We start from the raw sequence: 26,376 nt of genomic DNA on the forward strand, positions 1-26,376 counted from the left end.
TACCGGTCTAAAAAATAAAAAAGTCCCGCCACCAAGAGGCAGCGGGACTTCTCGGGAAATAAATTAACCTTTGGTTAGGTCTTGTAAACGGTATACGTCCATTGGTAATTTAATGGCTAAAGCTTGGCATACTGCGTCTGCACCATTCAAGGTGGTTGTGTTATACACTTTACCTTGAAGCGCTGAACGACGGATCGAGAATGAATCCTCTTGTGCCTTTTTACCTTCAGTCGTATTAATCACAAGGTGGATTTCGCCGTTTTTAATACGGTCCACAATGTTAGGACGACCTTCAGTCACTTTATTAACGCGTTCACATGCTAGACCCGCATCGCTAAGTACTTTAAATGTACCATCAGTTGCAAGAATCTTGAAGCCCAAGTCAATCAGTTGCTTCGCGATGCCTGCTGCGCGTGGCTTGTCTGAGTCACGAACAGAGATGAAAGCGTGTTTGATTTCGCCTGTCGTTGGTAGACCCGGTAAACGTTCATTTGCACCAAGCACGGCTTTGTAGAATGCTTCGCCAAATGTTTTACCAACGCCCATCACTTCACCTGTAGATTTCATCTCAGGGCCAAGGATTGGGTCAACACCAGGGAACTTGTTGAATGGGAACACTGCTTCTTTTACAGAGAAGTGTTCAGGAATAATCTCTGAAGTAAAGCCTTGCGACTCAAGAGATTGACCCGCCATACAACGTGCAGCCACTTTCGCTAAAGATTCACCGATGCACTTAGACACGAACGGTACAGTACGTGATGCACGTGGGTTCACTTCTAGGATGTAAACGTCGTCGCCTTTAACCGCAAACTGAACGTTCATCAAACCAATTACGCCAAGCTCTTTTGCCATTGCGATGGTTTGACGGCGCATTTCGTCCTGCACTTCTTTAGATAAAGAGTACGGAGGAATCGAACATGCTGAGTCACCTGAGTGAATACCCGCTTGTTCGATATGTTGCATGATACCGCCGATCACCACATCTTTACCGTCAGATACGCAGTCAACGTCTACTTCAATGGCATCATCTAAGAAACGGTCAAGCAGAACAGGGGCATCGTTAGATGCTTGAACCGCATCACGTAAGTAGCGACGTAATTCTTCATCGTTATACACGATTTCCATCGCACGACCACCGAGTACGTAAGAAGGACGTACCACAAGTGGGTAGCCAACTTTCGCAGCTTCCGCCATACCTTCTTCAGCAGATTTTACGATGCTGTTGTTTGGTTGACGAAGTTGTAGACGTTGAATCATTTGTTGGAAACGTTCACGGTCTTCTGCACGGTCAATTGCATCAGGAGATGTACCAATGATTGGTGCACCTGCTTCTTCTAAAGCACGCGCCAATTTTAAAGGTGTTTGACCACCGTACTGTACGATAATGCCTTTTGGCTTCTCGATACGTACGATTTCAAGAACATCTTCAAGGGTAATTGGTTCGAAGTACAAACGATCAGAGGTGTCGTAATCTGTAGAAACCGTTTCAGGGTTACAGTTCACCATGATGGTTTCATAGCCGTCTTCACGCATTGCAAGCGCCGCGTGTACACAGCAGTAATCGAACTCGATACCTTGACCAATACGGTTAGGACCGCCACCGATCACCATGATCTTGTCTTTGTTCGATGGGTTTGCTTCACATTCTTCATCGTAAGTTGAGTACATGTAAGCTGTATCAGATTCGAATTCAGCTGCACATGTATCCACACGTTTGTAAACTGGCATTACGCCTAAGTTCCAACGGTGTTTACGGAATTGTTTTTGTGAAATGCCCATCAAGTCCGCAATGCGAAGATCCGATAAACCTTTACGTTTGAATGCACGGATATTGTCGGCATTCAAATCACCAAAACCTAAAGTTTTGATTTGTTCTTCAGTTTTGATGATGTCTTCGATTTGGATCAAGAACCAACGGTCGATATTGGTTGCAGCAAAGACTTCGTCTAAGGTGAAACCATGACGGAATGCATCGCCTACGTACCAAATACGCTCAGGACCTGGAACTTTAAGCTCTTGTAAGATTTTATCTTTAGCGCCTTCAGTACCCACTTCGATTTTTTCGTCAAAGCCAGATGCACCCACTTCAAGACCACGAAGCGCTTTTTGCATAGACTCTTGGAAGTTACGACCAATCGCCATCACTTCACCCACAGATTTCATCTGAGTAGTCAGTGTTGCGTCAGCTTGTGGGAATTTCTCGAAGTTAAAACGAGGAATCTTAGTTACAACGTAGTCAATTGCAGGTTCGAATGATGCAGGTGTTGTACCGCCAGTGATGTCATTTTTCAACTCATCAAGGGTATAACCTACAGCCAATTTCGCCGCAATTTTCGCAATTGGGAAACCAGTTGCTTTAGAAGCAAGGGCAGATGAACGTGATACACGCGGGTTCATCTCGATCACAACCATACGACCAGTTTTCGGGCAAATACCGAACTGAACGTTAGAGCCACCTGTTTCTACACCAATTTCACGAAGAACCGCTAAAGATGCATTACGTAGTAACTGGAATTCTTTGTCCGTTAATGTTTGCGCAGGCGCAACCGTGATTGAGTCACCTGTGTGCACGCCCATTGGGTCAAAGTTTTCAATGGTACATACAATGATACAGTTGTCGTTTTTGTCACGAACAACTTCCATTTCGTATTCTTTCCAACCAATTAAAGATTCATCGATCAATAATTGTTTGGTTGGAGAAAGATCGAAACCGCGTTCACAGATTTCAATGAATTCCTCGCGGTTGTAGGCGATACCGCCACCTGAACCACCCATGGTGAATGATGGACGAATGATCACAGGGAAGCCGAAGCGCGCTTGAATTTCTAAAGCTTCTTCCATTGACTCAGCAATGTCAGCTTTTGGACATTCAAGACCGATTTTACGCATTGCTTCATCGAACAATTTACGGTCTTCAGCTTTCTCAATCGCTTCTTTGGTCGCGCCAATCAATTCAACATTGTATTTTTCTAAAATGCCGTGCTCATCAAGGGCAAGGGCACAGTTCAATGCAGTTTGACCACCCATGGTTGGAAGAACTGCGTCTGGGCGTTCTTTCTCAATGATCGCTGCAACAGTCTGCCATGTAATCGGTTCGATATACGTTGCATCTGCCATTGCAGGGTCAGTCATAATGGTCGCTGGATTCGAGTTGACCAAAATAACGCGGTAGCCTTCTTCACGAAGTGCTTTACATGCTTGTGCGCCTGAATAGTCAAATTCACACGCCTGACCAATTACAATTGGACCAGCACCTAGAATTAAGATGCTTTTAATGTCTGTACGTTTAGCCATGATGCTTCCTTAATTACTTCTTAGATGCTTCGATAAGTTCGATGAAATGATCGAACAATGGTGCGCAGTCATGTGGACCAGGGCTTGCTTCAGGGTGACCTTGGAAGCTGAACGCAGGCTTGTCTGTACGATGAATCCCTTGAAGAGTTTGGTCGAACAGCGATTTGTGCGTTGCTTTTAGGTTTGCAGGTAGAGTGTCGAAATCTACCGCGAAGCCGTGGTTTTGTGAAGTAATCATCACTGTACCAGTTTCGATGTTCTGTACAGGATGGTTGGCACCGTGGTGACCGTGAGGCATTTTCACAGTTTTAGCGCCACTTGCTAAAGCAAGAATTTGGTGACCCAAGCAAATACCAAATACAGGAATATTGCGAGCATCTTCTACAATGGTTTTTACAGCTTCAATTGCGTAGTCACATGCAGCTGGATCGCCAGGGCCGTTCGATAAGAATACGCCATCTGGATTCAGTGCAAGTACGTCAGCAGCAGGAGTTTGTGCAGGCACAACAGTCAATTTACAACCGCGGTCTGCGAGCATACGTAAGATGTTGGTTTTGACACCGTAATCGTATGCAACAACATGGAATTTAAGTTCAGGTTGTTTAAAGCCTTGGCCAAGTGTCCAAGAACCCTCAGTCCACTCAAAACCTTCTGGGTCACAACATTCTTTAGCCAGGTCTAAACCATTTAAACCGCCAAATGCACGCGCTTTTTCTAATGCTTGTTCTTCTGTTACATTTTCGCCAGCTAAGATACAGCCGTTTTGTGCGCCTTTATCACGTAAAATACGTGTTAATCGTCGAGTGTCGATATCGGCAATGGCAACAACGTTATGTGCTTTTAAGTAATCACCCAGTGATTGTTCGGCACGGAAGTTGCTATGCAATAAAGGAAGGTCACGGATAATTAAACCGTTGGCCCATACTTTATGAATACGACCTGACTCAGCGTCTTCTTCATTGCAACCCGTGTTACCAATATGTGGGTAAGTTAAAGTTACAAGTTGCTGTGCATAACTTGGGTCAGTCAAAATTTCTTGATAGCCAGTCATGGCAGTATTGAAAACGACTTCACCAGTCGTACTACCCGATGCACCGATAGACGTTCCTTTAAAGATCGTACCGTCGGCAAGGGCTAAAATGGCGGGAGTGCTCAAACCAAAGCTCCTGAAATTTAGGCTGTAAAAAAGCGAGAAGACGAAAAAAAAGGAAGGTTGTTTTTTTAACCTATCCTCCCTCTGTCTGCTCGCTTGAACTTAACACGGCATTATACGCTCTAAACAAGGGGAAGTCCATTTAGTTTCACTTGAATATGTAAGATAAATCCCTTGATTTTTGCCTGAAAGTCTGTTTGTTGAGCAGATGCAAAAAAATGTAAGCATTTTAGAATTGTCTAACAAATCAAAACTTAAATTTTATCAACTTCCATTAAGCTGATTAGATCATAAACAAAAATAGGAACGACAAATGACTGAACAAAATAAAACACCAGAAACAAAAACGCCAGTAAAAGAAGCTGCTGATAAGTCTGCAACTAAAGCTGTAGAAACCAAAGATAAGGTGCTTGAAAAAGCAGCGGAAGTCAAAGACAAAGTGACAGCTAAGGTTGAGCAAGCCCAAGACAAAGTAGCACCCAAGCTCGAACAGGTTCAAGACAAAATTGCTGAAGTCAAAGCTGAGGTTGAGCAAGTGGTCGCTGACAAATCAAGTGATGAAAAAGGCACAGAAAAGAATCTAGGCGTGCAAGAAAAGATTGGTCAACTGAAACAAGATTTATTACAACGCTTAGAAAACTTAAAAGGGCTTAAAACAGCTGATTTGTCTGAAATTAGTGCTTTTGTTAAAGCAGAGTTTAATGCAGTCCTTGAAGACTTATCTAAGCTTGGTAAAGAGCTAAAACAAGATGTAAGTGAAATTTCACTCAAACACAAAGAACAACTGACAGAAACCTTTAAGCGTTCTAAAGAACATACCTTAGAAGCTTTAAATAAAGCGGCTAAACCTGAAGCAAAAGATGACAGTAAACCTCAGGTTTAAGAGATAAAAAAAAGTGAGCTTGACGCTCACTTTTTAAAATACATGTAACCAATCACGTTTGTTGTGAAAGTCGGCTTGCGCACCGCTATGCTGCATGGCATACAGGTGTTGGCCTTGTGTGGTATGAAGTACCGCAGTTAAACCGATAAACAGATCTGACCATTTTAATTTATGTTTTAACATAAACTCAGTTAAGTCTAGACTGACGCTTAAACCATAATGCGTACGTTTTAAACTGTTCAATTCAATATCGTATGCCGCTTTCGGTGGCATATCTTCTGGATAACGATATTCTTCAAATTGATACACTTGCCAAGCTTCACTTGGGGAAAGATTAATCTCACGATAATAATCTTCACCTTTCACGCCAATAAACATCTCAAAACAAGTATCTTGCCAAAGAAAATCTTGACGTGTTTGATCAGCAACAACTTTAGGCCACATAATCCATTGATTTGGATCACGTACCCAAAAGCCTACATTTAAGGTATATGGGCTTAAACTCTCAATGGCACCTACAATTGAAATCGCCTCAAAGCGACGTTCAAAGGCGCTGAGTTCATAACTTGCCATAATCTAAAATTAGTTAGACAAATGTGCGTGACGCACAAGGTTAGATAACTTTTGGTTTTGTTTTGCCGCTTTTTTATAAAGCAATACAATTTTACCAATCGTTTGTACAATTTGAGCATCTGTTACTTGCGCAATTTCTTCAATTAACGCTGCACGTGCTTCGCGATCTTCCGCTACAATTTTCACTTTAATGAGCTCATGATCATTTAAAGCACGGTTAGTCTCTTCGATGACATTCTCAGTTAAACCTTGACCGCCAAGCATCACCACTGGGTTAAGTGCGTGACCAATTTGACGTAAACGCTTACGTTCCTGAATAGATAAAGCCGCCATGAAATATAACCTAATTTTAAAAACGGCTTAGTATAGCAAATTGCAAGCTTAAACGCTGTAAAAACTGTGCAAATAATCGATCTTGTTCATAGAAAAAATCTGCATTGCTTGGCAATTTAGATACACTTGGATACTGCAAAAACTGTGTTTTTCACGTACACTTAAAGATTAGAAGTTTTTTGTATTTAGAGAGTTATGGCGACACGCATTACCAACCAAAAATTATCCAAAAGTAGTCGTGACTGGATGCGAGAGCATTTAGATGATCCTTTTGTAAAAAAAGCACAAAAGGAAGGTTATCGTGCCCGGGCAGCCTATAAACTTCTTGAAATTCAAGAAAAATATAAAATGATCAAACCAGGCATGACCGTGGTGGATTTGGGTGCAGCGCCAGGAAGTTGGTCACAAATTGCTGGAAAATTGGTCGGTAGTAAGGGCCTGATGATTGCGTCCGATATTTTGCCAATGGATGCATTGCCTGACGTGACCTTCTTACAAGGCGATTTTCGTGAGCAAGAAGTGTTTGATAAATTGCTCGAAATTTTAGATGGACGCCAAGTAGACGTTGTAATTTCTGATATGGCCCCCAATACATCTGGTAATAAGGCTGTTGATCAGCCGCGTCAAATTTATCTTTGTGAGTTAGCGCTTGACTTTGCGACTAAAGTACTTGGCCCTAAGGGACAGTTTTTGGTCAAAGTCTTCCAAGGCACAGGCTTTGACGAATTCCGTAAAGAAGTTGTCACTAACTTTGATGTATTAAAAACGGCTAAACCTGCGGCATCACGTGCGCGCTCAAAAGAAGTTTTCTTATTGGGTCAAGGGCGTAAGAAAGCGTTTAAATAAACAAAGTCTACTTGCCAAGCCGTTAAAAATTGTGCATTTTGTACTTTTTCAACTTTGACAGCTGATCTTCAGCGAAACCTTTAGGATCACACCCACCTCGGGCATGATCAAATTAGATTGATATGGGAATAAAGCTTTGAGCGATCTCTTCAAGAATGCCGTATTGTGGCTGGTGATACTTGGCGTACTGATTCTGATTTTCAGCAATATCAGTAGCAGTGATAAGCCAACAGCAATGAACTATTCAGAGTTTGTTGCTGCGGTGGATGCTGGCCAAATTAAGCAAGTTACAATTGATGGCGAAAGAATTAGTGGCGAAAAGACTAATGGCACTCAATTTGAGAGCATTCGCCCAGCGGTTCAAGATCCTGAACTGATGCCAAGCCTGATTGAGAAAAATGTTGTCGTTGAAGGTACTGCACCTCAGCGCCAAGGTTTATTGATGCAACTTCTCATTGCAAGTTTCCCTGTGCTTTTAATCATTTTGTTATTCATGTTCTTTATGCGCAACATGGGTGGTGGTGCAGGCGGTAAAAATGGCCCAATGAGTTTTGGTAAGTCGAAAGCAAAAATGCTGACCGAAGACCAAATTAAAGTGACCTTTACCGATGTTGCAGGCTGTGACGAAGCAAAACAAGAAGTGGTTGAAATCGTAGATTTCTTAAAAGACCCTTCGAAATTTAAACGTCTTGGTGCAACTATTCCAAAAGGCGTGTTAATGGTTGGTCCTCCGGGTACGGGTAAAACTTTGCTTGCTAAGGCGATTGCAGGTGAAGCGAAAGTTCCGTTCTTTAGTATTTCAGGTTCTGACTTCGTCGAAATGTTTGTGGGTGTGGGTGCATCACGTGTACGCGATATGTTCGAACAAGCTAAACGCCATGCGCCATGTATCATCTTTATTGATGAGATTGATGCTGTTGGTCGTCACCGTGGTTCAGGTACGGGCGGCGGTAACGACGAACGTGAACAAACACTCAACCAAATGTTGGTTGAGATGGATGGTTTTGAAGGCAATGAAGGTATTATCGTCATTGCTGCAACCAACCGTGCCGATGTATTGGATAAAGCATTACTGCGTCCAGGTCGTTTTGACCGTCAAGTGATGGTCGGTTTGCCTGACATTAAAGGTCGTGAGCAAATCTTAAATGTACATTTACGCAAATTACCTTCTACAACTGGTGTTGATGTAAAAGTCTTAGCACGCGGTACACCGGGCTTCTCTGGTGCACAGCTGGCAAACCTTGTCAACGAAGCGGCTTTGTTTGCTGCACGTCGTAACAAAAACACTGTCGATATGCATGACTTTGAAGATGCTAAAGACAAGCTGTATATGGGTCCTGAGCGTAAATCGATGGTGATTCGTGAAGAAGAACGTCGTGCTACGGCTTACCATGAAGCAGGCCATGCGATTGTCGCGGAAATGCTGCCAGGTACTGACCCTGTACATAAAGTGACAATTATGCCGCGTGGTTGGGCCTTGGGTGTGACTTGGCAGTTGCCAGAACATGACCAAACCAGCCATTACAAAGACAAAATGTTAAATGAACTTTCAATCTTGTTTGGTGGTCGTATTGCCGAAGAAGTGTTCATTAATCAAATGTCGACTGGTGCATCAAATGACTTTGAGCGTGCCACTAAAATGGCGCGTGCGATGGTGACCAAATACGGTATGTCTGACAAGATGGGCGTTATGGTCTATGAAGATGATTCACAGCAATCTTTCATGGGCAGTATTGGTAGCCGTACAATTTCGGAAACCACTCAGCTTGAGATTGATCGTGAAATCCGTCGTATCTTAGATGAACAATATAAAGTTGCCCGTGATATCTTAGAAAATAACAAAGATATTGCCCATGCGATGGTTAAAGCGCTGATGGAATGGGAAACTATTGATCGTGACCAAATCCGTGACATCATGGAAGGTCGAGAGCCACAGCCACCAAAAGTATATGTTGCTGATAACCCTGTGTTGGATGTGACGCCTGTAGAGGCACCAACCACACCGCCACCGCTACCAAGTAGCAGTAGCTAATAAAAAGAGCCTCAATTGAGGCTCTTTTTTATTGGGGCTGTTAAAATGCAATTTGTAATAAGGAGATTGATATGCAGCTAATGCCTTTACCGCAACGTATTTGGCAATGTGGTCATGTGCAACTTGACCTGTCTCGCCCTCATGTCATGGGTATTTTAAATGTAACACCAGACTCTTTTAGTGATGGTGGGCAGTATAATAGTAAAGATGCTGCGTTAGCGCGTGCTTTAGCTATGATTGCCGAAGGTGCTACAGTGATTGATATTGGTGGTGAATCAACCCGTCCAGGTGCAGCTGCGGTGAGTGTAGAAGAAGAGCTACAGCGTGTTGTGCCTGTGGTTGAAGCTTTAGCACAGTATCCTGTCGCAATTTCAATTGATACCTCACAGCCTAAAGTAATGCAGGCCGCAGTTGCGGCAGGGGCACATATTTGGAACGATGTACGTGCTTTAACCCGTCCACAGGCAATTGAAACTGCAGCTGCCTTAAATATCCCTGTGATTATTATGCATATGCGTGGTGAACCCACCACCATGAACAATCTTGATCAATATACAGATGTCACGCAAGATGTCATGCGTGAGTTATCTGAACGTGTACAAGATGCGCTAGATGCAGGCGTAAAGCCTGAACACATCATGATTGATCCAGGCTTCGGCTTTGCTAAAAATGCTGAGCAAAATCTACAGTTATTAAATGAGTTACATCAGCTTAATCAGCTTGGTTATCCAATACTATCTGCATTATCTCGTAAACGTTTTATTGGGGCAGCATTAGGTGGAGCAGAAGCACAGCAACGTGCGATTGGTTCTGTGGCAGGGCATTTACTCAGTGTACAACAAGGTGCATGTATGGTACGTGCGCATGATGTTAAAGCGACAGCCGATGCACTTAAAGTTTGGCAAGCCATGCAAGGCGGACTTTAATAGGCTGTAAATTTGGTGAATTGGTTAAATTATGTTATATAGGCTCGCTTTAATGCATTTAGTTTAGAGAGCTGTATGTTTGCAGATTTACTTCTCCCAATGTTTGATGATGAATATTATCCCGATATTCTCGTTGCTGAAGTGAAGCAACTCGTTGAACAGTTTGCCAAAAAAATTGCTAAAGGTAATTTATCTGAAGCGGAAATCTATCATTTTGCCCAAGCAACCGTGATTGAGCTGAATAAGATGAAACCACAGTTTGAAGATCTAGATTCAAGTTTAGATGATACGGCTGCCGATTATATTGCTGAAGCCATGATGATGGTGGCGCAAGAGTACGGTTATATGGACCTTGAGATGGAAGAATTGGTCTCAAACCGTGAATGGTAGAATCAAAGCCCTGTAAATTACGGGGCTTTTTTATGCCTATTAAATTTTAGACATAAAAAAACCAGCTTAACGCTGGGTTCTTTGTTGCACCATTCTTTAAGTTAAGAATGGTGCCCGAGGCCAGACTCGAACTGGCACGCTTTGTGGGCGGGGGATTTTAAATCCCCTGTGTCTACCGATTTCACCACTCGGGCTTTAGTTCAATTTTTTTGTTAAAGACTTAAAAGTTTTTACCGCACCATTTTAACGAACTAATTTAAAATGGTGCCCGAGGCCAGACTCGAACTGGCACGCTTTGTGGGCGGGGGATTTTAAATCCCCTGTGTCTACCGATTTCACCACTCGGGCATGAGCGCAATAATAAAGAACTAATTTTTATATGGCAAGCATTGTTTTGATTATTTGCTATATTTTTAAGCAAATCATGTGTTTGTGTTTAATAAAAGCACAGATTTTCCTTACATTAAGCTATCTAAGTACTTTTCGATGTCGGTGTGTTTTACTTTTTTGCAAAATTCATGCTCGTATTTATAGAGCTGTACATGTAAAGTTAAATAATATTGAATTTTCACACTTTGTAATTTGGCTTGTTTGGTGCCTTTTTTCATTAGACGATAACGCCATTTTGCAGCAATGGTTTGTTTATAGCTCCAAAAACTGGCGCGTCGGATTTGCTGTAGAGCAGAGTAGTCATGCAATGTAGCCTGCTCACGAAATAGATTTTCTTTATAAAAACGTACAAAGCCAAAACTAATAGCAAAGAACAGCAATATGCCTTGTAAAAACACACTGTCTAGGTAAACCATGTTTAGCGCTTGTAAAATAATCAGTGTAGCTAATTTAATCGGTGCATGTTTTTGCTGCTGATAAAAGTAATGTGAGCTATGTTTGGCTTGTTTTAAAATTAATGGTACATACAGCATAAACACTAGCATAATGCTTAAAGTCGCAAGGTGTAGGGCATGTTCGGCATAACCAAAGCGTGTGATGAAATGTTTTAAAATAAAATGGCTTGGAATAAAGATCAGAGCGGCTAAAGCCCAAGGGATGAGTTCTTTGAGTTCATCCAGCATGCCTTTGGTTTTTAAAGCACTGTAGAATAGAAAATTACCACGCAGGGCTTGTGGGTGTTTAGCTTCAAGCTCTTGTAAATATTGCGAGATTTTTTGATCAGACCGCATAGTGTCCAGCTGAAACGAGAAAAATAATGTTTTAATATAATCGATTTATAAATTTTAGGCATAAAAAAACCAGCTTAATGCTGGGTTCTTTATTTACACCATTTTAAGTTGTATAAAATGGTGCCCGAGGCCAGACTCGAACTGGCACGCTTTGTGGGCGGGGGATTTTAAATCCCCTGTGTCTACCGATTTCACCACTCGGGCTTTAACAAGATGGAGGCGGAGGTCGGAATCGAACCGGCGTACACGGAGTTGCAGTCCGCTGCATGACCACTCTGCCACCCCGCCACGTCTTGTTGATGCGTATATTAGCAGGGTCAGAAAAAAACGCAATAGGGGATATTACTCAAATGCTTATAAAATATACATATAGCGAAAAAAACCTGAAAATATCATGTATTATGTGCAAAATTGATTCATATCAACACTTGGGAGAAGTGCCGTGGCATTAGTTTTAGATGGTCGTGCATTGGCAAAGCAAATTGAAGCTGACTTATTCACTCGCGTAGAAGCGTTAAAAGCAAAGTCAGGTCGTACTCCAATCCTTGCGACTATTTTGGTCGGTGACGATGGTGCATCTGCAACTTATGTACGTATGAAAGGGAATGCGTGCCGCCGCGTCGGTATGGATTCATTAAAAGTTGAACTTCCAAAAGAGACCACGACTGAACAGTTATTGGCTGAAATTGAGAAACTTAATGCCAATCCTGATGTTCACGGTATTTTGTTACAGCATCCAGTGCCTGCACAAATTGATGAGCGTGCTTGCTTTGATGCTATTTCACTTGAAAAAGACGTCGATGGTGTAACTTGCTTGGGCTACGGTCGTATGGCAATGGGTGAAACAGCGTATGGTTCTGCAACTCCTGCGGGCATCATGACGATCTTAAAAGAAAACAACATTGAAATTGCAGGTAAACATGCGGTTGTTGTCGGTCGTTCTGCAATTTTAGGCAAACCTATGGCTGCTATGTTGCTTGAAGCCAATGCCACTGTGACCATTTGCCATTCACGTACGCAAGATCTTGCAAGCTTTGTGAAGCAAGCAGACATCATTGTTGGTGCAGTAGGTAAAGCAGAATTAATCCAAAAAGATTGGATCAAACAAGGCGCTGTGGTTGTTGATGCTGGCTTCCATCCACGTGATGGCGGCGGTGTAGGTGATATTCAATTACAAGGTATTGAAGAGATTGCATCTGCGTATACACCAGTTCCAGGTGGTGTAGGTCCAATGACCATCACAACTTTGATCCGTCAAACGGTTGAAGCGGCTGAGAAGGCGTTGGGTTAATTTAATCCTCCTTAACCCTCCACCTGCGCTAAATTTAAAAGCAGTGCTGTAAATTTAGCTCAGGAGGGAATTTTCCCCCTCTTGTCTAAAGAGGGGTTAGGGGAGATTCTAAGGCCTCTTTTACACTATATATGGCTCAGGGAGAAGGCTAGGACGAGGGTACTTTTTTATAAATAATCCTCTTTTTAGCTCTCCCTTGCGCTTCGATTTAAAAGCAGTGCTTTAAATCTCGCTCAGGAGAGGGAACTTTCATTTGAATTTAATGTCTGTTCTTAACATCAAATTTTGCATATCCGAAAAATAAAATTCTAATGACCTGCACGTTCCAATTTCCCAAAGCGCCTGAACATTTACTAAAATCCTTGCATACTGTGATTCCTAATTGTGAATTATATGCGCAGCAATTGCCCGAAACTCCAATCTCTCTTTGGCTCATTCCACCTGTTTTTCCAACCGATAAACTCGATGATGACGTGATTCGTCGGATTTGGAATGATACGCCGTATTGGATCTTCTGCTGGGCATCAGGTTTGGCAATGGCGCAATGGTTATTGGCAGAGCCTCATCATGTTAAAGATAAAGTGGTGTTGGATTTTGGTGCAGGTTCGGGGGGGGGTGCGATTGCGGCAAAAATGGCTGGTGCTAAACGTGTAATTTGTTGTGATATCGACAAGGTTAGTCTTGATGCGTGCCGTGCCAATGCAATACTGAATGGTGTTGAGCTTGAATATTTAGATGATCTATATAAAGCTGAACAAGTCGATATATTGTTGGCTGCTGATGTGCTGTATGACCAGTGTAATCGTTTTTTCTTAGATGAATTTTTAAAATTTGCCCCAGAAGTATGGGTCGCAGATAGCCGTGTTAAAAACTTTAGTCATCCAAAATACCAAAAATTAGATGAGCGAAGTGCCACCACATGGCCAGATTTAGATGAATCACCTGAATTTCGTAATGTAAGCTTTTATAAGACGCTGTAAGAGCGTCTTACAAGACTGAGCAGATTACAGGCTACAGGTATAACGTACCACATGTAGTGTACTTGGACGCGCTTCTAGCGCTTGTAAGGTGGCATAGTTTTGTTGGCTATGAAGCTCTTGTGTATTGCTTAAAGCAAATTGGGTGCGTGTATTGCCAATTTGACGTCCATAAGACTCATCCATTTGCGTAGGATTAGCAATTTCATTGATGCTCAGGACTTTAATTTGATAATGGTGTTGATGCCCTAAAACCTTTTGACAGGCTGCCTGTAACTTATTGGCATCTAACTGCTGATTTTGACGGCCTGCTAAAGTGTAAGCTAAGGTGGCACTATTTGGGGTTTGGGTTTCAACGCTATAACCTGTAACGCCGTTATAGCTACGTGGAGTGGTTTGACAAGCTGCTAATAAAACAAGCGCAGACAAAGCCGCGAATTTATAGATATTTTGCATAAAGCATTCCATTTATTGTTGGTTTTAGGCTGTTGTATCATAAAGAAAAAGCGCCCTGACTGGGCGCTTTTTTACATCTGCTACACAACAATATTTAATTGTCAGTAATCATCGAATGTTTCTTAGTATCTTTCATAAAGATGTAAGTCACTAAAGAAATACCAATCATAAAGGTAATGTAGTAGAAGAAGTAAGTTTCATGTCCCGCATTTTTAAAGCTTAATGCTACAAGCTCTGCAGTACCCCCAAATAATGTATTGGCAATTGCATAAGGTAAGGCCACTCCTAAAGCACGAATATGAGCAGGGAACAATTCTGCTTTCACTACAGCATTAATCGCAGTATAGCCCGATACAATTAACATACCGCTCATACACAGCATAAACGCTGTGGTTGGGCTTGATGTTGTCGCTAAGCCATTGAAGATTGGAATAGTAAACAGTACACCGAGTACACCAAAGGCAATCATAATTGGCTTACGACCGATTTTATCTGAAAGCGCACCAATTGCAGGTTGGATTAACATAAAGATAAAGATTGCAGCAGTAGTAATTTCTGTTGCTGTAGTTTTTTCAAAACCTGAAGTATTCACCAAATACTTTTGCAAATAGGTGGTAAATGTATTAAATGCTAATGTACCACCCGCAGTTAATAAAATTACTGTAAACGCTGCTTTAGGATGCTTGGTAAATAGTTCAATCGCGCCCGATTTAGGCCCACCCTCAGCCGCTTGTTTTTGTGCTTGCTTAGAAGATTCACTCTCGACTAAACCACGACGAATCCAAAACACCACAACCGCTAAGATTGCACCAATAAAAAATGGAATACGCCAGCCCCAATCGCTCAGTGCTGCTTCACTCATAGTACGCTGCAATACAATGAGCGTACATAGCGCTAAAAGCTGTCCTGAAATTAAGGTGACATATTGGAAACTCGAGAAGAAGCCGCGGTGGTTTTTACCCGCCATTTCACTTAAATAGGTGGCACTCGAACCATATTCACCACCAACGCTTAAGCCTTGTAATAAACGTGCAAGTAATAAGATTGCGGGCGCTAGCATCCCTACCGTATCATAAGTAGGTGCGCAGGCGATCATTAAGGAACCTAAACACATTAATGATACAGAAAGAGAAAGGCCTGCTTTACGACCCTTGCGATCAGCATAAATGCCCATGACCCACGCGCCAATCGGACGCATTAAGAAGCCTAGGGCAAATACAGCAGCAGCTTGCAATAATTTAACCGTGTCATCGCCTTCTGGGAAAAATCGTGGTGCAAAATAAAGCGTAAATGCGGCATATACATACCAGTCATACCATTCGACTAAGTTACCTGCAGACCCCCCGATAATCGATTTCACCCGTGTTTTACGGTCAATGGTTGGCGGTGATGTTGGTGTAGTTTGACTCATGAATTCTCCTCGAATCATTGAGATTAATTGTCCATGACCCTCACATGGCAATTAATAAAATTATTGTGGCTGAGTTATAAGTGTTTATTGAAATGAATCAGATAAGACATTAGTGCAAAATTAGCTTAGTACTTAATCACCTATTAATAAAATGATTAAAATTTAACAAATGCTTAAGTTTTATTGTGTTTTTTAATAAGTTGGTATTTTATTAGCGCATATATTCTCAGAAGATAAGATTTTCGCTATATTTTGGTGCATAAAAAAAAGGCCGCTTACGCGACCTTTTTTTGACTTAAATCAGCAATTATGCAGATTTAACCGCTTCTAAAAGCTCTGCTTGACGTTTTTTCAACGCTTCTGGCATACGATCACCAAGCTTGTCGAACAATTCAGTGTGGCTTTCAAGTTCTTTGATCCATTGATCTTTGTCTTGAGAAGTCACAAGGTCAAATTGCTCTTTAGAGAAGTCTGTACCTGTCCAGTTCAACTGTTCATAAGTTGGAACGCGACCGATTGGCGTGTCAACAGCAGTTGCACGACCTTCACAACGATCAATGATCCACTCAAGAACACGCATGTTTTGACCGAAACCAGGCCATACGAAGTTGCCTTCAGCATCACGACGGAACCAGTTCACGTTGTAGATACCAGGAAGTTTGTTGCCCGCAGCTTCAGCTTTAGCAGCAACTTGCTCGCCCATTTCTAACCAATGCGTGAAGTAGTCGGCCATGTTGTAGCCAGCGAAAGGAAGCATCGCGAACGGGTCACGACGAACGATACCTTGTTGACCAACAGCAGCAGCAGTGGTTTCAGAACCCATTGTTGCCGCTTTGTAAACACCGTCAACCCAGTCAAATGCTTCTGAAATTAGAGGCACTGTGTCCGCACGGCGACCACCAAAGATAAATGCAGAGATTGGAACACCTGCTGGATTTTCCCAGTCAGCATCAATCGAAGGACATTGACCTGCAGATACGGTGAAACGTGCGTTCGGGTGAGCCGCTTTTTCTTCACCAGTGTGAGGTTGACCTTTCCAGTTGGTAAGATTTGCAGGTGCTTCTTTAGAAAGACCTTCCCACCAAACTTCGCCATTGTCAGTCACAGCAACGTTGGTATAGATCACGTCTTTATGAAGTGTTGCCATACAGTTCGGGTTAGTTTTGGTATTTGTACCAGGTGCTACACCGAAGAAACCAGCTTCTGGGTTGATTGCATATAGACGACCGTCTTCACCTGGTTTGATCCAAGCAATATCGTCACCTACAGTCTCAATCTTCCAACCTTCATAACCTGCTGGTGGAATTAACATCGCGAAGTTTGTTTTACCACATGCAGATGGGAATGCTGCTGCGATGTAGTGTTTTTCGCCTTGTGGGTTTGTCACGCCAAGGATCAGCATGTGTTCAGCTAACCAACCTTGTTGACGACCCATATAAGACGCAATACGTAAAGCTAAGCATTTTTTACCCAGTAATGCGTTACCGCCGTAACCTGAACCATAAGACCAGATTTCACGTGTTTCTGGGTAATGTACGATCCATTTGTCTGGGTTACATGGCCAAGCCACGTCTTTTTGACCTTCTTCTAACGGCGCGCCAACTGTGTGTACGCAAGGTACGTAGTCACCATCAGTACCTAAAACGTCATAAACTGCTTTACCCATACGTGCCATTTTAGACATGCTAACAGCAACATAAGGAGAGTCAGTGAGTTCAATACCAATGTGGGCAATATGAGAACCTAAAGGACCCATAGAGAAAGGAACCACGTATAAAGTACGACCTTTCATTGAACCGTCAAACAAACCGTTCAGACGAGCACGCATTTCAGCTGGAGCTTCCCAGTTGTTCGTTGCGCCAGCGTCTTCTTTGTTTTCTGAACAAATATAAGTACGACCTTCAACACGAGCAACGTCAGAAGGATCAGAGTTCGCAAGGTAAGAACCTGGATGAGTTTCTTGGTTAAGCGCTTGCATTGTGCCGTTAGCGATCATCAAGTCGATATAACGTTGATATTCTTCTGGGCTACCGTCACACCATTCGATTTTTGCAGGTTTAGTTAATTGTGCAATTTCTTCAACCCATGCAATAAGCTTAGGGTGACGAACGAATGCTGGTGCGTTCACTTGGGTCATGGTGAGGCCTATCTCAAATATGTACAAAATGTACAAAAAGTACAGCTCAATCTCGCATGCAGTGCAGAAATTGAACTCAATATGAAAAAAAGTGGCGCTATTAAAGCATAAAATTGCAAAAAAAATAAGACTAAAGCATGATGCTGATTTTTTTGGCTTTTAAAGAATTAAATTTTAAAAAAATCATATGAAACAATATGTTACAACTAATATTGTATTTTTTTTTTGGGATTCATTGCTTTTATGTCGAGTATTTATTTTTATTATTGTTTTAAAAAACAATATCTTATAATCATTTTTTAAATAAATTTTATGATTGATTAAATAAATGATGCTGATTTGAATTTTACATAAAAGCTGTTTTCTTTGCCTGTAAATTGCTCGAAATTAGCAGCATGATAAAAGGAAATTCCTATGGCGCCCGCTTTAATTCCCCTGTCGGTTATCTATAATCAAAAATCTGGTTTTCATGCTAATCATAAAGAAAGCGTCTATGAACAAATCATGACCTTATGGAGTGAAGCAGGTTTTAGCATTCAAAGTTTTGAAATGCGTGATGAGGCGCAATTTCAACAGATGATGCAGCATGTCTTAGAGCGCCATCAACAGCAACCTGAAGGGGTAGTCGTAGCAGCAGGGGGGGATGGAACCTTAAATGCGGTCGCGGCTTACTTGTTGCATACCCCCATTAAAATGGGGATTTTGCCTTTAGGCACCTTTAATTATGTGGCGCGTGTGTTGGGTATTCCTTTGGATTTAATTGAAGCAGCTCAAGTGATTAGCCAAGGCGCAGTTCAGTCTGTACATGTGGCGCGTTTAAATCAGTATATTTATCTAAATAATGCCAGTTTAGGCTTGTATCCACTTTTTATTCAAAAACGTGAACGTTATAACCATTATTTGGGGCGTTTAACCCTAAACGCCTATACCTCAGGTTTAGATGTACTTATTCGAGATCGTAAAGAATTAAAGCTTGATGTGGAGGTTGATGGACAACGTTATCCAGTGACCACACCTTTAGTGTTTTTAGGCAATAATCAATTACAGTTGGCAGAACTCAATTTAAAAATTGCCAAAGATGCAGCGGCAGGCAAAGTCGCAGGTGTGGTGGTGGCCAAGACCGATAAATTCACTTTATTTAAAATGTTATGGCAGCTTATACGGGGTCAGTTAGAACGTACAGCAGATGTACATAGCTTTGCTGCAGATCAGGTGATTATTCATAGTCGGGCCAAAAAGCTAAGTCTTGCGATTGATGGTGAATTGGTCAAAGTCAAACCGCCTTTAAAAATTTGGGTGGATCATGCTGCATTAAAGGTGGTGGTGCCTCATGTTACTGCATCTGTCTGATTTACATTTTGGGACTGAAAAACCAGTCTGTTTAACCGCGATTCGAGAGTTTTGTTTAAATAATCCTATAGAAGCTGTTGTGGTGAGTGGTGATTTGACTCAACGCGCGCGACTAAGTCAGTTTTATGCCTGCAAACAATTTTTAGACAGCTTGAAATTGCCGTATTTGGTGGTACCAGGTAATCATGACATTCCGCTATACGCGGTTTGGCAACGGGCAGTCAAACCCTTTTATACCTATCAATTATTTTTTGGCAGTTTAGAAAGTACTTTAGAGACTGAGCATTTTTATATTTTAGGTTTAAATAGTATTCGTCGGCGTTATCATACCAAAGGCCATATTTCGCTTGAGCAAATTCAACGCATTGATGCCAAGCTTAAAGCAGCACCACCTCATAAATATAAAGTGTTACTGGCCCATCAACCTTTTTATACACCGCCGCATAATCGACATGGTCTTAAAGATTGTCCAATTTTAGGCAAAATCGCGCTAGAAACTTGGAGCCAAAGTGGACTTAATGCAGTGTTGCATGGGCATTTACATCAAACAGCTGTGCATGACCTAAATCAAATTTATCATCTAAGAGCCCAGCATCCCGTGCTTGCCATTCAGGCAGGCACTGCCACTTCCTATCGTCTACATCAAGGCTTACCGAATAGCTTAAATACACTGCACGCCAATGGACAAGTTACGCATTATTATTTTGATCATGTGAAACAATGTTTTATTCGAGGCGCCGCGAATGCTTAAGATTAAACAAAATTATCGCTAAAGATTAAAAAATGAGCAAAAAATGCATTTTTTTTAATTTTTGCCCTTGAAGCGTTTTTTTCCATCCCCACAACTGAGTCATAGATTTTAATGGCGTTGACTGAAGGAATAAAAAAGTCGAAGTTGACGTCTTTTACTTTAAGACTTATTTGATGGAGTTTTCTATGAGCAACATTCGTCCATTACATGACCGCGTAGTAATCCGTCGTGTTGAAGAAGAAACAAAAACGGCTGGCGGTATTTTACTTCCAGGTTCTGCTGCGGAAAAGCCAGCACAAGGCGAAATCATTGCTGTAGGTAATGGTCAAATTACGGACAATGGTGTACGCGCTTTAGACGTTAAAGTGGGCGACAAAGTATTGTTCGGTACTTATGCAGGTACAACTGTAAAAGTTGACGGCGAAGAGCTTTTAATTATGAAAGAATCTGACATCTTAGCGGTTCTTGAAGCTTAATTTGTCCTTTTAATTCACTTAAATAATTTTTAAAAAATTTGGAGTTAAAACATGTCAGCTAAAGACGTAAAATTTGGTGATTCAGCTCGCGCAAAAATGATCGCAGGCGTAAACGTACTTGCCGATGCGGTAAAAGTGACTTTAGGTCCTAAAGGTCGTAACGTTGTCATCGACCGTTCTTTCGGTGCACCGCACATCACTAAAGATGGTGTCTCTGTTGCTAAAGAAATTACATTAAAAGATAAATTTGAAAACATGGGCGCACAGCTTGTACGCGAAGTGTCTTCAAAAACCAATGATATCGCAGGTGACGGTACAACAACTGCAACTGTACTTGCGCAAGCGATCTTAAATGAAGGGATCAAATCAGTGACTGCTGGTATGAACCCAATGGATCTTAAGCGTGGTATTGACCTTGCAGTTAAAGCATTAGTTGCTGAAATTAAAGCAACTGCTAAACCTGCATCAGATACTAAAGCGATTGAGCAAGTGGGTTCGATCTCTGCAAACTCTGACACGACTGTAGGCCGTTTAATTGCTGAAGCAATGGAACGCGTAGGTAAAGAAGGCGTGATCACTGTTGAAGAAGGTTCAGGCTTTGAAGATGCGCTTGACGTTGTAGAGGGTATGCAGTTTGACCGTGGTTATATCTCTCCATACTTTGCTAACAAACAAGATACTTTAACTGCTGAACTTGAAAACCCATTCATTCTTTTAGTAGACAAAAAAGTTGGCAACATCCGTGAATTAATCACTGTATTAGAAGCAGTGGCGAAAACGGGTAAACCACTTTTAATTATTGCTGAAGATGTTGAAGGCGAAGCGCTTGCAACTCTTGTTGTGAACAACATGCGCGGCATCATTAAAGTATGTGCAGTAAAAGCACCTGGTTTTGGTGACCGTCGTAAAGCAATGTTACAAGACATCGCGATCTTAACTGGCGGTACAGTGATTTCTGAAGAAATTGGTATGTCTTTAGAGCAAACTACACTGGATCATTTAGGTACTGCACACAAAGTGACCGTATCTAAAGAAAACACTGTGATTGTGGATGGTGCAGGTGATGCTGCGCAAATCGCTGAGCGTGTTACGCAAATCCGTGCACAAATCGAAGAATCGACTTCTGAGTACGATAAAGAAAAACTGCAAGAACGTGTTGCTAAATTGGCAGGCGGCGTTGCAGTGATCAAAATCGGTGCTGCAACTGAAGTTGAAATGAAAGAGAAGAAAGATCGTGTAGACGACGCACTTCACGCAACTCGCGCTGCGGTTGAAGAAGGTGTTGTTGCAGGTGGTGGTGTGGCATTGGTACGTGCTGCTAAAGCGCTTGACGATGTTAAAGGTGCCAACGATGACCAAAACGTAGGTATTAATATCTTACGCCGTGCTATTGAAGCGCCTTTACGTCAAATCGTAGCAAACTCTGGCGATGAACCATCTGTAGTGATCAATGCAGTGAAAAACGGTGAAGGTAACTTTGGTTACAACGCTGCAACTTCAGAGTATGGCGACATGCTAGAAATGGGTATTCTTGACCCTGCTAAAGTAACACGTTCTGCTTTAGAGCATGCTGCATCTGTTGCAGGCCTAATGCTTACAACTGAATGTATGATCACTGAAATCCCAGAAGACAAACCTGCAATGCCTGACATGGGCGGTATGGGTGGTATGGGCGGTATGATGTAAGTCATCTCTCATTCATAAAAAAATCCTCGCATATTGCGGGGATTTTTTTTATGTTAATTTCAATAGATGAATGCTAAATATTTCTACAAATCATACTAAGGTGTGTTTTTTGTCACAATTCTATTAGTATTTTTGGTTGTTTTATGTTACAACAAATGCTTATTATTTAATCAGAAGTCAATCTTATTCATACATATGAACAATAAAATAAAACAACCAGAAATGCTATTAATACCTAAAGAAGAAGTGCAGCGTCTCTATCGTAAAATTCGAGAATACGAAGATTTAATACAATACTATCAAGAACAACAAAAAAAATATATTCAGCTGCTTGCACATGCTAAGACTTCGTAAACTCATCAAGCAATTGTTTTAAAATCTGCTTTTGTTGATGGGATAATTTTTTAAACTTTAAAAAGAAATCTAAATCTACATCGTTTGATTTTTCTAGGACGGCTTGCGTCGCATGCGTTGCATCTTGATCACCAAAGCGTAGCCATTGGTTGGAGACATTTAACCAAATGGACAGTACAGCAAGTTTATCCTGATTTGGGATAGCCTTAGCCAATAACCAATTATTTGCTGATTGCACGCTAATGGGTTGACCATCATAGCGGTAGTTAAATTCGGTTGATAAAAAAGTCGGACTAATCGGATAACCGGCTTGGGTTAACGCTTGTTTTAAGCGTTCTGAGAATAACTGCTTTTCTTGTTGACTGCTCATGTAAAACTGACACAACACATATAGAACTATATTTTATACAAAATACATATTAATCAATATGGACTATTGTACGAGAAATTTTACGTTTCATTGCTTTGAGAACATTCTTAGCATAGCAAATAAAATAGATTAAAAATGTAGTAATTATTTAGCAATAATCGATTTTTGAATAAATTTTAATTATTTTTTCAATGTAATTTTATTTTTTATCGCTTAAAAACAAAGTTTTAAATTTTATTTTTTGGGGACTGGGAATTATTTAATCCTAATGTAATTTTACATTCGGGTGCTGTTATTTTCTTAATAAAGCATGAAATTTACTTTTTTACATATCAAAAGATTGTGATGTGTTTAACAGAATTTTATATTAAAAATAAATTATTATTTTATATTTAAATCAAATATTGATTGATATGTAAGTTTTTGTTTGATTATTATGTCTGCATCCATCAGAGGATTGTTCGGGTTGCTGCTTTTATAGGCTTTGGCGGTGCCCAACGTTTTACTGGTTTACAAAGTCCTAGGGTAAACCAGGCTTTTTATAATAATCGGAGAACTTTATGAAAATTAAAACTGCTTCTAAATTATCAGCATTAACATTAGCATTGGCATTAACTTCTAATCTTCAAGCTGCGACACTTGATTGGTCTAGTTGGCAAACGAGTCAACCAGATTGGCAATCTACTGTTGATGGTTGGTGGGGGGATCGAGACTATTCATCACACCAATTTGTTGACTTGGGATCTCAAAGTAATATTATTAACTCTAATTCAAATCAAGAAACGAGTATTTTAAATGAGTTGTACAAAAGCTCAAATAATGAATACTTTCTTAAAGTTACATCTTTAGGAAGTAACAATGCTCAATATTTTGAGATAGAAAATATAAACGAAACTACACAAAATATTAACGGTGTTAATGTACCACATTTGTCATTTAGTGTAGGTAATGAAATTGATGGTGTTGATGAAAGCAATTACGATCGTGTTTTGGCAGGACTTTCTTTAAAAGAAGAGCACTCATATGATAGTGCAAAAGAAATTAAAGTTGTAGATAGTAATTTTTTGCAATATGGCTATAAAACTCTAAGCGAAGAGCAATATAAATATGGTCAAGGGAATTTAGTCAATGATAGTCGCGATGGTGGTTACTCTGGTATTCCTACATTAAGTGGTAGTTTTGCAGAATGGGATGATAATTCTCTTCCAATAGAAAAAGAATCACAGCTAATTACAGTAGGTGATATTTCTTTAGCTAATCAGACAGGTGTGGATGCTAAAGGCTTACAAGACCATAAGCCATCATATGGAGTAGAAGTTAAGGAAATTGACCATGTAGCAGGTACAGAGCAATCCTCAACATTGACGAACGATAAATTAGTTATCCTTGATAAAAATAGCTTAGGCCAAACTCAGACCATAATTGAAGCAGGTCAAATTACTACTGATAATTTATCAGCCAAAGAAATTGTAACAGAGAAGCTTATTTTAGCTGGAAAAGATCTGCAAAAAACTTTGGATGAAAAAGCGAGTAAAGACGAATTAAATACTTTACAAACTAAGGTAGATAATGAAGTTGTGCGTTTAGACGATCGTATTGATGGGGTAGGTGCAACAGTTACAAATTTAGATGTAGAAGTAAAACGCTTAGACGATAATGTCACAATTATCGACAATAAAGTAACGTCTGAAGTTTCACGTTTAGATCAAGCCATCCTAACAACCCAAGAAACGTCACGTTATTATAGTGATACAAAAGCCAGTGAGACATTAACGGCAGCACAAGACTTTGCTAAAGCTGAAGATGCAAAAACTTTAGACGCTGCTAAAGCAGAAGATGTCAAAGTATTGGCTTCAGCAAATGCGTATACAGATGCGCAAATTGGAGCGTTTGGTTCTACGGCAGCACGTTTAAACAAACGTATTGATGATGTAGAAGAAACTGCTTACCGCGGTATTGCGATTGCCTTAGCAGCACAACAACAAATTCCAAATATTGGCGCAGGCCAGTTTGCTGTATTTGGTGGTGTCGGTCACTATGAAGGTGAATCTGCTGGTGCATTAGGCTTAGCAGGTGTGCTTGCTGACGGGCGTACTTCATTAAGTGCTGCATTGGGTGCTGCAGGTAATGGTGAAGTTGGCGGTCGTTTAGGTGTAGCTTATGTGTTTGGTGGTAAATAATTTATCCCGCACATATATAAGATTAAAAAATCCCCGCATGTTGCGGGGATTTTTTTTAAGGATGGTTTGCTAGAAATAAATCTGCAGCTTTGCGACCTAGAGCTGGATCATCAGTAAATACCCCGTCTACACCGGCTTTAAAAAATAATTCAAATTCTTTTAAGGCACCTGTTTCGCAGTACTCGGCTGGATTGCTACTGCAATCTAAATAATCAGGTAAGAAATTGTTTTCTGAACGTAGCGTATAAGGATGCACCTTTAAACCATATTGATGGGCATCTTGCACAAAGGAAGTTGGGGTGGCAGGTTGTTTGTTGGGTAAAATGTAGGTTTTGCTTGGACCTACGCCATCAGCATAACTTGCCACAAACTTTAGTCCTTCAGGGGTTGCTAAGTCTGCATAGCGCTTATTGACCCCCTGCAATGCATAATCGGCAGGTTGGCTATCTTTATTGCTATAGAGCTGCACAATTTTGCTATGTTTTAGTGTTTTATGACGTTCTAGTTGTTCATTGAGATATTGTAAGTTGGTGACTTCAAATGACTGCAAGTAGACTGGCGCAATATCACGGGTATATTCATATTTGGCAAGCGTACTCAGTAGCTTATCTTCCATGGCCAAATTTAAACTGGCGAAGTAGCTAGGATGTTTTGTTTCAATGTAGAGCCCAATGATTTTGCCAGTTTTACGATAATGCGCATCGGCCAATTCAATAATTTGTTCTAAAGTTGGAATATCATAAAGGTCATTATATTGGGTGTTGCTAGGGCGCACATCTGGAATACGTTCACGTGCTTTGAGCTGTTGCAATTCATTGAGGGTAAAGTCTTCGGTAAACCAGCCTGTATAACTCACACCATCAATCACCTTGGTTTGGTAACGATCGGCATATTGTGGAAAGAGGTCAATGTTGGAGGTGTCTTTAATTTCACTTTCATGTCTAGCAACCAAATAACCATCTTTGGTCGGAACTAAGTCTGGTTCAATAAAATCTGCGCCATCGTCAATCGCTTTTTGATAGGCTGCTAAAGTGTGTTCAGGACGTGAACCACTCGCACCACGATGCCCAACAATAATAAGTTTAGGGGCTTGATATTCTGGCAACGCAGGACTGTGACTGGTTTTATTATCATCATTACAGCCGGCAAGGACAAATAGACCCATTGCTAGACAAATTTTTATTCTCATCATTTGCTCAAATTTATATTGGAAAGTTAAGTGTGGCAGTCAAACTTTAAAACCACATGACAAGAAGACAATCTTCATGATTTCTTCATAATTGTATCAGTACTCAGATTTTGCTTGTGTTTTAGTCAATAGACAGA

At 40.9% G+C, this 26,376-nt stretch carries 22 protein-coding genes and 4 tRNA genes; 12 read left to right on the plus strand and 14 right to left on the minus strand.

Features of this window, described 5'->3' with window-relative positions; genetic code table 11:
• Positions 1-63: 63 nt before the first annotated feature.
• On the minus strand, positions 64-3,294 hold the full coding sequence (carB, locus tag AC5YCD_RS00405; RefSeq protein ID WP_496128157.1) for a carbamoyl-phosphate synthase large subunit: 3,231 nt from the start codon (positions 3,292-3,294) through the stop codon (positions 64-66).
• Positions 3,295-3,307: 13 nt separating this feature from the next.
• Positions 3,308-4,450 (minus strand): glutamine-hydrolyzing carbamoyl-phosphate synthase small subunit, encoded by a 1,143-nt coding sequence (gene carA, locus AC5YCD_RS00410; protein ID WP_496128158.1) that lies wholly within the window; start codon positions 4,448-4,450, stop codon positions 3,308-3,310.
• A gap of 310 nt (positions 4,451-4,760) precedes the next feature.
• Here carA and AC5YCD_RS00415 point away from each other — a divergent pair, with 310 nt between their 5' ends.
• Complete coding sequence (locus AC5YCD_RS00415) at positions 4,761-5,330, plus strand: hypothetical protein (protein WP_496128159.1); 570 nt, start codon at positions 4,761-4,763, stop codon at positions 5,328-5,330.
• A 33-nt stretch (positions 5,331-5,363) separates the two neighbouring features.
• Here the strand turns inward: AC5YCD_RS00415 and AC5YCD_RS00420 are convergent, their stop codons facing one another.
• Positions 5,364-5,903, minus strand: a complete 540-nt coding sequence (locus AC5YCD_RS00420) for a DOMON-like domain-containing protein (RefSeq protein WP_496128160.1) — start codon at positions 5,901-5,903, stop codon at positions 5,364-5,366.
• Between the two features lie 9 nt (positions 5,904-5,912).
• Complete coding sequence (gene yhbY / locus AC5YCD_RS00425; RefSeq protein ID WP_496128161.1) at positions 5,913-6,236, minus strand: ribosome assembly RNA-binding protein YhbY; 324 nt, start codon at positions 6,234-6,236, stop codon at positions 5,913-5,915.
• Positions 6,237-6,431: 195 nt separating this feature from the next.
• On the opposite strand from yhbY, the gene rlmE reads away from it, so the two are divergent.
• The 4 genes from rlmE to AC5YCD_RS00445 all read left to right on the plus strand — a co-directional run bounded on the left by rlmE (position 6,432) and on the right by AC5YCD_RS00445 (position 10,430).
• Positions 6,432-7,082, plus strand: coding sequence for a 23S rRNA (uridine(2552)-2'-O)-methyltransferase RlmE (gene rlmE / locus AC5YCD_RS00430; RefSeq protein ID WP_496128162.1), 651 nt, complete (start codon positions 6,432-6,434; stop codon positions 7,080-7,082).
• Positions 7,083-7,218: 136 nt separating this feature from the next.
• Positions 7,219-9,114, plus strand: a complete 1,896-nt coding sequence (gene ftsH / locus AC5YCD_RS00435) for an ATP-dependent zinc metalloprotease FtsH (RefSeq protein ID WP_496128163.1) — start codon at positions 7,219-7,221, stop codon at positions 9,112-9,114.
• A gap of 71 nt (positions 9,115-9,185) precedes the next feature.
• A complete protein-coding gene (gene folP, locus AC5YCD_RS00440) occupies positions 9,186-10,040 on the plus strand; it encodes a dihydropteroate synthase (RefSeq protein ID WP_496128164.1) in 855 nt (284 codons plus the stop codon).
• 75 nt (positions 10,041-10,115) lie between these two features.
• On the plus strand, positions 10,116-10,430 hold the full coding sequence (locus AC5YCD_RS00445; protein WP_496128165.1) for a DUF5713 family protein: 315 nt from the start codon (positions 10,116-10,118) through the stop codon (positions 10,428-10,430).
• Positions 10,431-10,538: 108 nt separating this feature from the next.
• On the opposite strand, the gene AC5YCD_RS00450 is transcribed toward AC5YCD_RS00445, so the two are convergent.
• The 5 genes from AC5YCD_RS00450 to AC5YCD_RS00470 form a co-directional block, all read right to left on the minus strand.
• A tRNA-Leu gene (locus AC5YCD_RS00450) sits at positions 10,539-10,624 on the minus strand.
• A gap of 68 nt (positions 10,625-10,692) precedes the next feature.
• Positions 10,693-10,778, minus strand: a tRNA-Leu gene (locus tag AC5YCD_RS00455).
• Between the two features lie 110 nt (positions 10,779-10,888).
• Complete coding sequence (locus tag AC5YCD_RS00460) at positions 10,889-11,611, minus strand: hypothetical protein (RefSeq protein WP_496128166.1); 723 nt, start codon at positions 11,609-11,611, stop codon at positions 10,889-10,891.
• 118 nt (positions 11,612-11,729) lie between these two features.
• Positions 11,730-11,815 (minus strand) — tRNA-Leu (locus AC5YCD_RS00465).
• A gap of 10 nt (positions 11,816-11,825) precedes the next feature.
• Positions 11,826-11,899: transfer RNA gene (locus AC5YCD_RS00470), tRNA-Cys, on the minus strand.
• Between the two features lie 154 nt (positions 11,900-12,053).
• Between AC5YCD_RS00470 and folD the strand changes: the two genes are divergently transcribed.
• Both folD and AC5YCD_RS00480 read left to right on the plus strand, forming a co-directional pair.
• A complete protein-coding gene (gene folD, locus AC5YCD_RS00475; protein ID WP_496128167.1) occupies positions 12,054-12,902 on the plus strand; it encodes a bifunctional methylenetetrahydrofolate dehydrogenase/methenyltetrahydrofolate cyclohydrolase FolD in 849 nt (282 codons plus the stop codon).
• 311 nt (positions 12,903-13,213) lie between these two features.
• A complete protein-coding gene (locus AC5YCD_RS00480) occupies positions 13,214-13,882 on the plus strand; it encodes a class I SAM-dependent methyltransferase (protein WP_496128168.1) in 669 nt (222 codons plus the stop codon).
• A 24-nt stretch (positions 13,883-13,906) separates the two neighbouring features.
• Here the strand turns inward: AC5YCD_RS00480 and AC5YCD_RS00485 are convergent, their stop codons facing one another.
• From AC5YCD_RS00485 to AC5YCD_RS00495, 3 genes are all read right to left on the minus strand, one after another.
• Positions 13,907-14,335, minus strand: a complete 429-nt coding sequence (locus AC5YCD_RS00485) for a hypothetical protein (RefSeq protein WP_496128169.1) — start codon at positions 14,333-14,335, stop codon at positions 13,907-13,909.
• Positions 14,336-14,429: 94 nt separating this feature from the next.
• A complete protein-coding gene (locus tag AC5YCD_RS00490) occupies positions 14,430-15,746 on the minus strand; it encodes an MFS transporter (RefSeq protein ID WP_496128170.1) in 1,317 nt (438 codons plus the stop codon).
• A 307-nt stretch (positions 15,747-16,053) separates the two neighbouring features.
• Positions 16,054-17,883, minus strand: coding sequence for a phosphoenolpyruvate carboxykinase (GTP) (locus AC5YCD_RS00495; protein WP_496128171.1), 1,830 nt, complete (start codon positions 17,881-17,883; stop codon positions 16,054-16,056).
• Between the two features lie 414 nt (positions 17,884-18,297).
• On the opposite strand from AC5YCD_RS00495, the gene AC5YCD_RS00500 reads away from it, so the two are divergent.
• The 4 genes from AC5YCD_RS00500 to groL all read left to right on the plus strand — a co-directional run bounded on the left by AC5YCD_RS00500 (position 18,298) and on the right by groL (position 22,146).
• Positions 18,298-19,233 (plus strand): diacylglycerol/lipid kinase family protein, encoded by a 936-nt coding sequence (locus tag AC5YCD_RS00500; protein WP_496128172.1) that lies wholly within the window; start codon positions 18,298-18,300, stop codon positions 19,231-19,233.
• Positions 19,214-19,984 carry a metallophosphoesterase family protein gene (locus tag AC5YCD_RS00505; RefSeq protein WP_496128173.1) on the plus strand — a complete coding sequence of 257 codons (771 nt, stop codon included), beginning with the start codon at positions 19,214-19,216 and terminating at the stop codon, positions 19,982-19,984. The genes AC5YCD_RS00500 and AC5YCD_RS00505 overlap by 20 nt, the downstream gene beginning before the upstream one ends.
• Before the next feature lie 185 nt (positions 19,985-20,169).
• The gene (locus AC5YCD_RS00510) at positions 20,170-20,460 is read left to right on the plus strand and encodes a co-chaperone GroES (protein ID WP_067729023.1); all 291 of its coding nucleotides are present in this window, start codon (positions 20,170-20,172) and stop codon (positions 20,458-20,460) included.
• A gap of 51 nt (positions 20,461-20,511) precedes the next feature.
• Entirely contained in the window at positions 20,512-22,146 is a 1,635-nt protein-coding gene (gene groL / locus AC5YCD_RS00515; RefSeq protein ID WP_496128174.1) for a chaperonin GroEL, read from the plus strand.
• 340 nt (positions 22,147-22,486) lie between these two features.
• Here the strand turns inward: groL and AC5YCD_RS00520 are convergent, their stop codons facing one another.
• Positions 22,487-22,870, minus strand: coding sequence for a hypothetical protein (locus tag AC5YCD_RS00520; protein ID WP_496128175.1), 384 nt, complete (start codon positions 22,868-22,870; stop codon positions 22,487-22,489).
• A 560-nt stretch (positions 22,871-23,430) separates the two neighbouring features.
• Between AC5YCD_RS00520 and AC5YCD_RS00525 the strand changes: the two genes are divergently transcribed.
• Positions 23,431-25,050, plus strand: a complete 1,620-nt coding sequence (locus tag AC5YCD_RS00525; RefSeq protein ID WP_496128176.1) for a YadA C-terminal domain-containing protein — start codon at positions 23,431-23,433, stop codon at positions 25,048-25,050.
• A 55-nt stretch (positions 25,051-25,105) separates the two neighbouring features.
• Here the strand turns inward: AC5YCD_RS00525 and AC5YCD_RS00530 are convergent, their stop codons facing one another.
• Positions 25,106-26,239, minus strand: a complete 1,134-nt coding sequence (locus tag AC5YCD_RS00530; RefSeq protein WP_496128177.1) for a glycerophosphodiester phosphodiesterase — start codon at positions 26,237-26,239, stop codon at positions 25,106-25,108.
• Positions 26,240-26,376 lie beyond the last annotated feature (137 nt).

It is taken from the genome of Acinetobacter sp. CY05 (assembly GCF_059515805.1).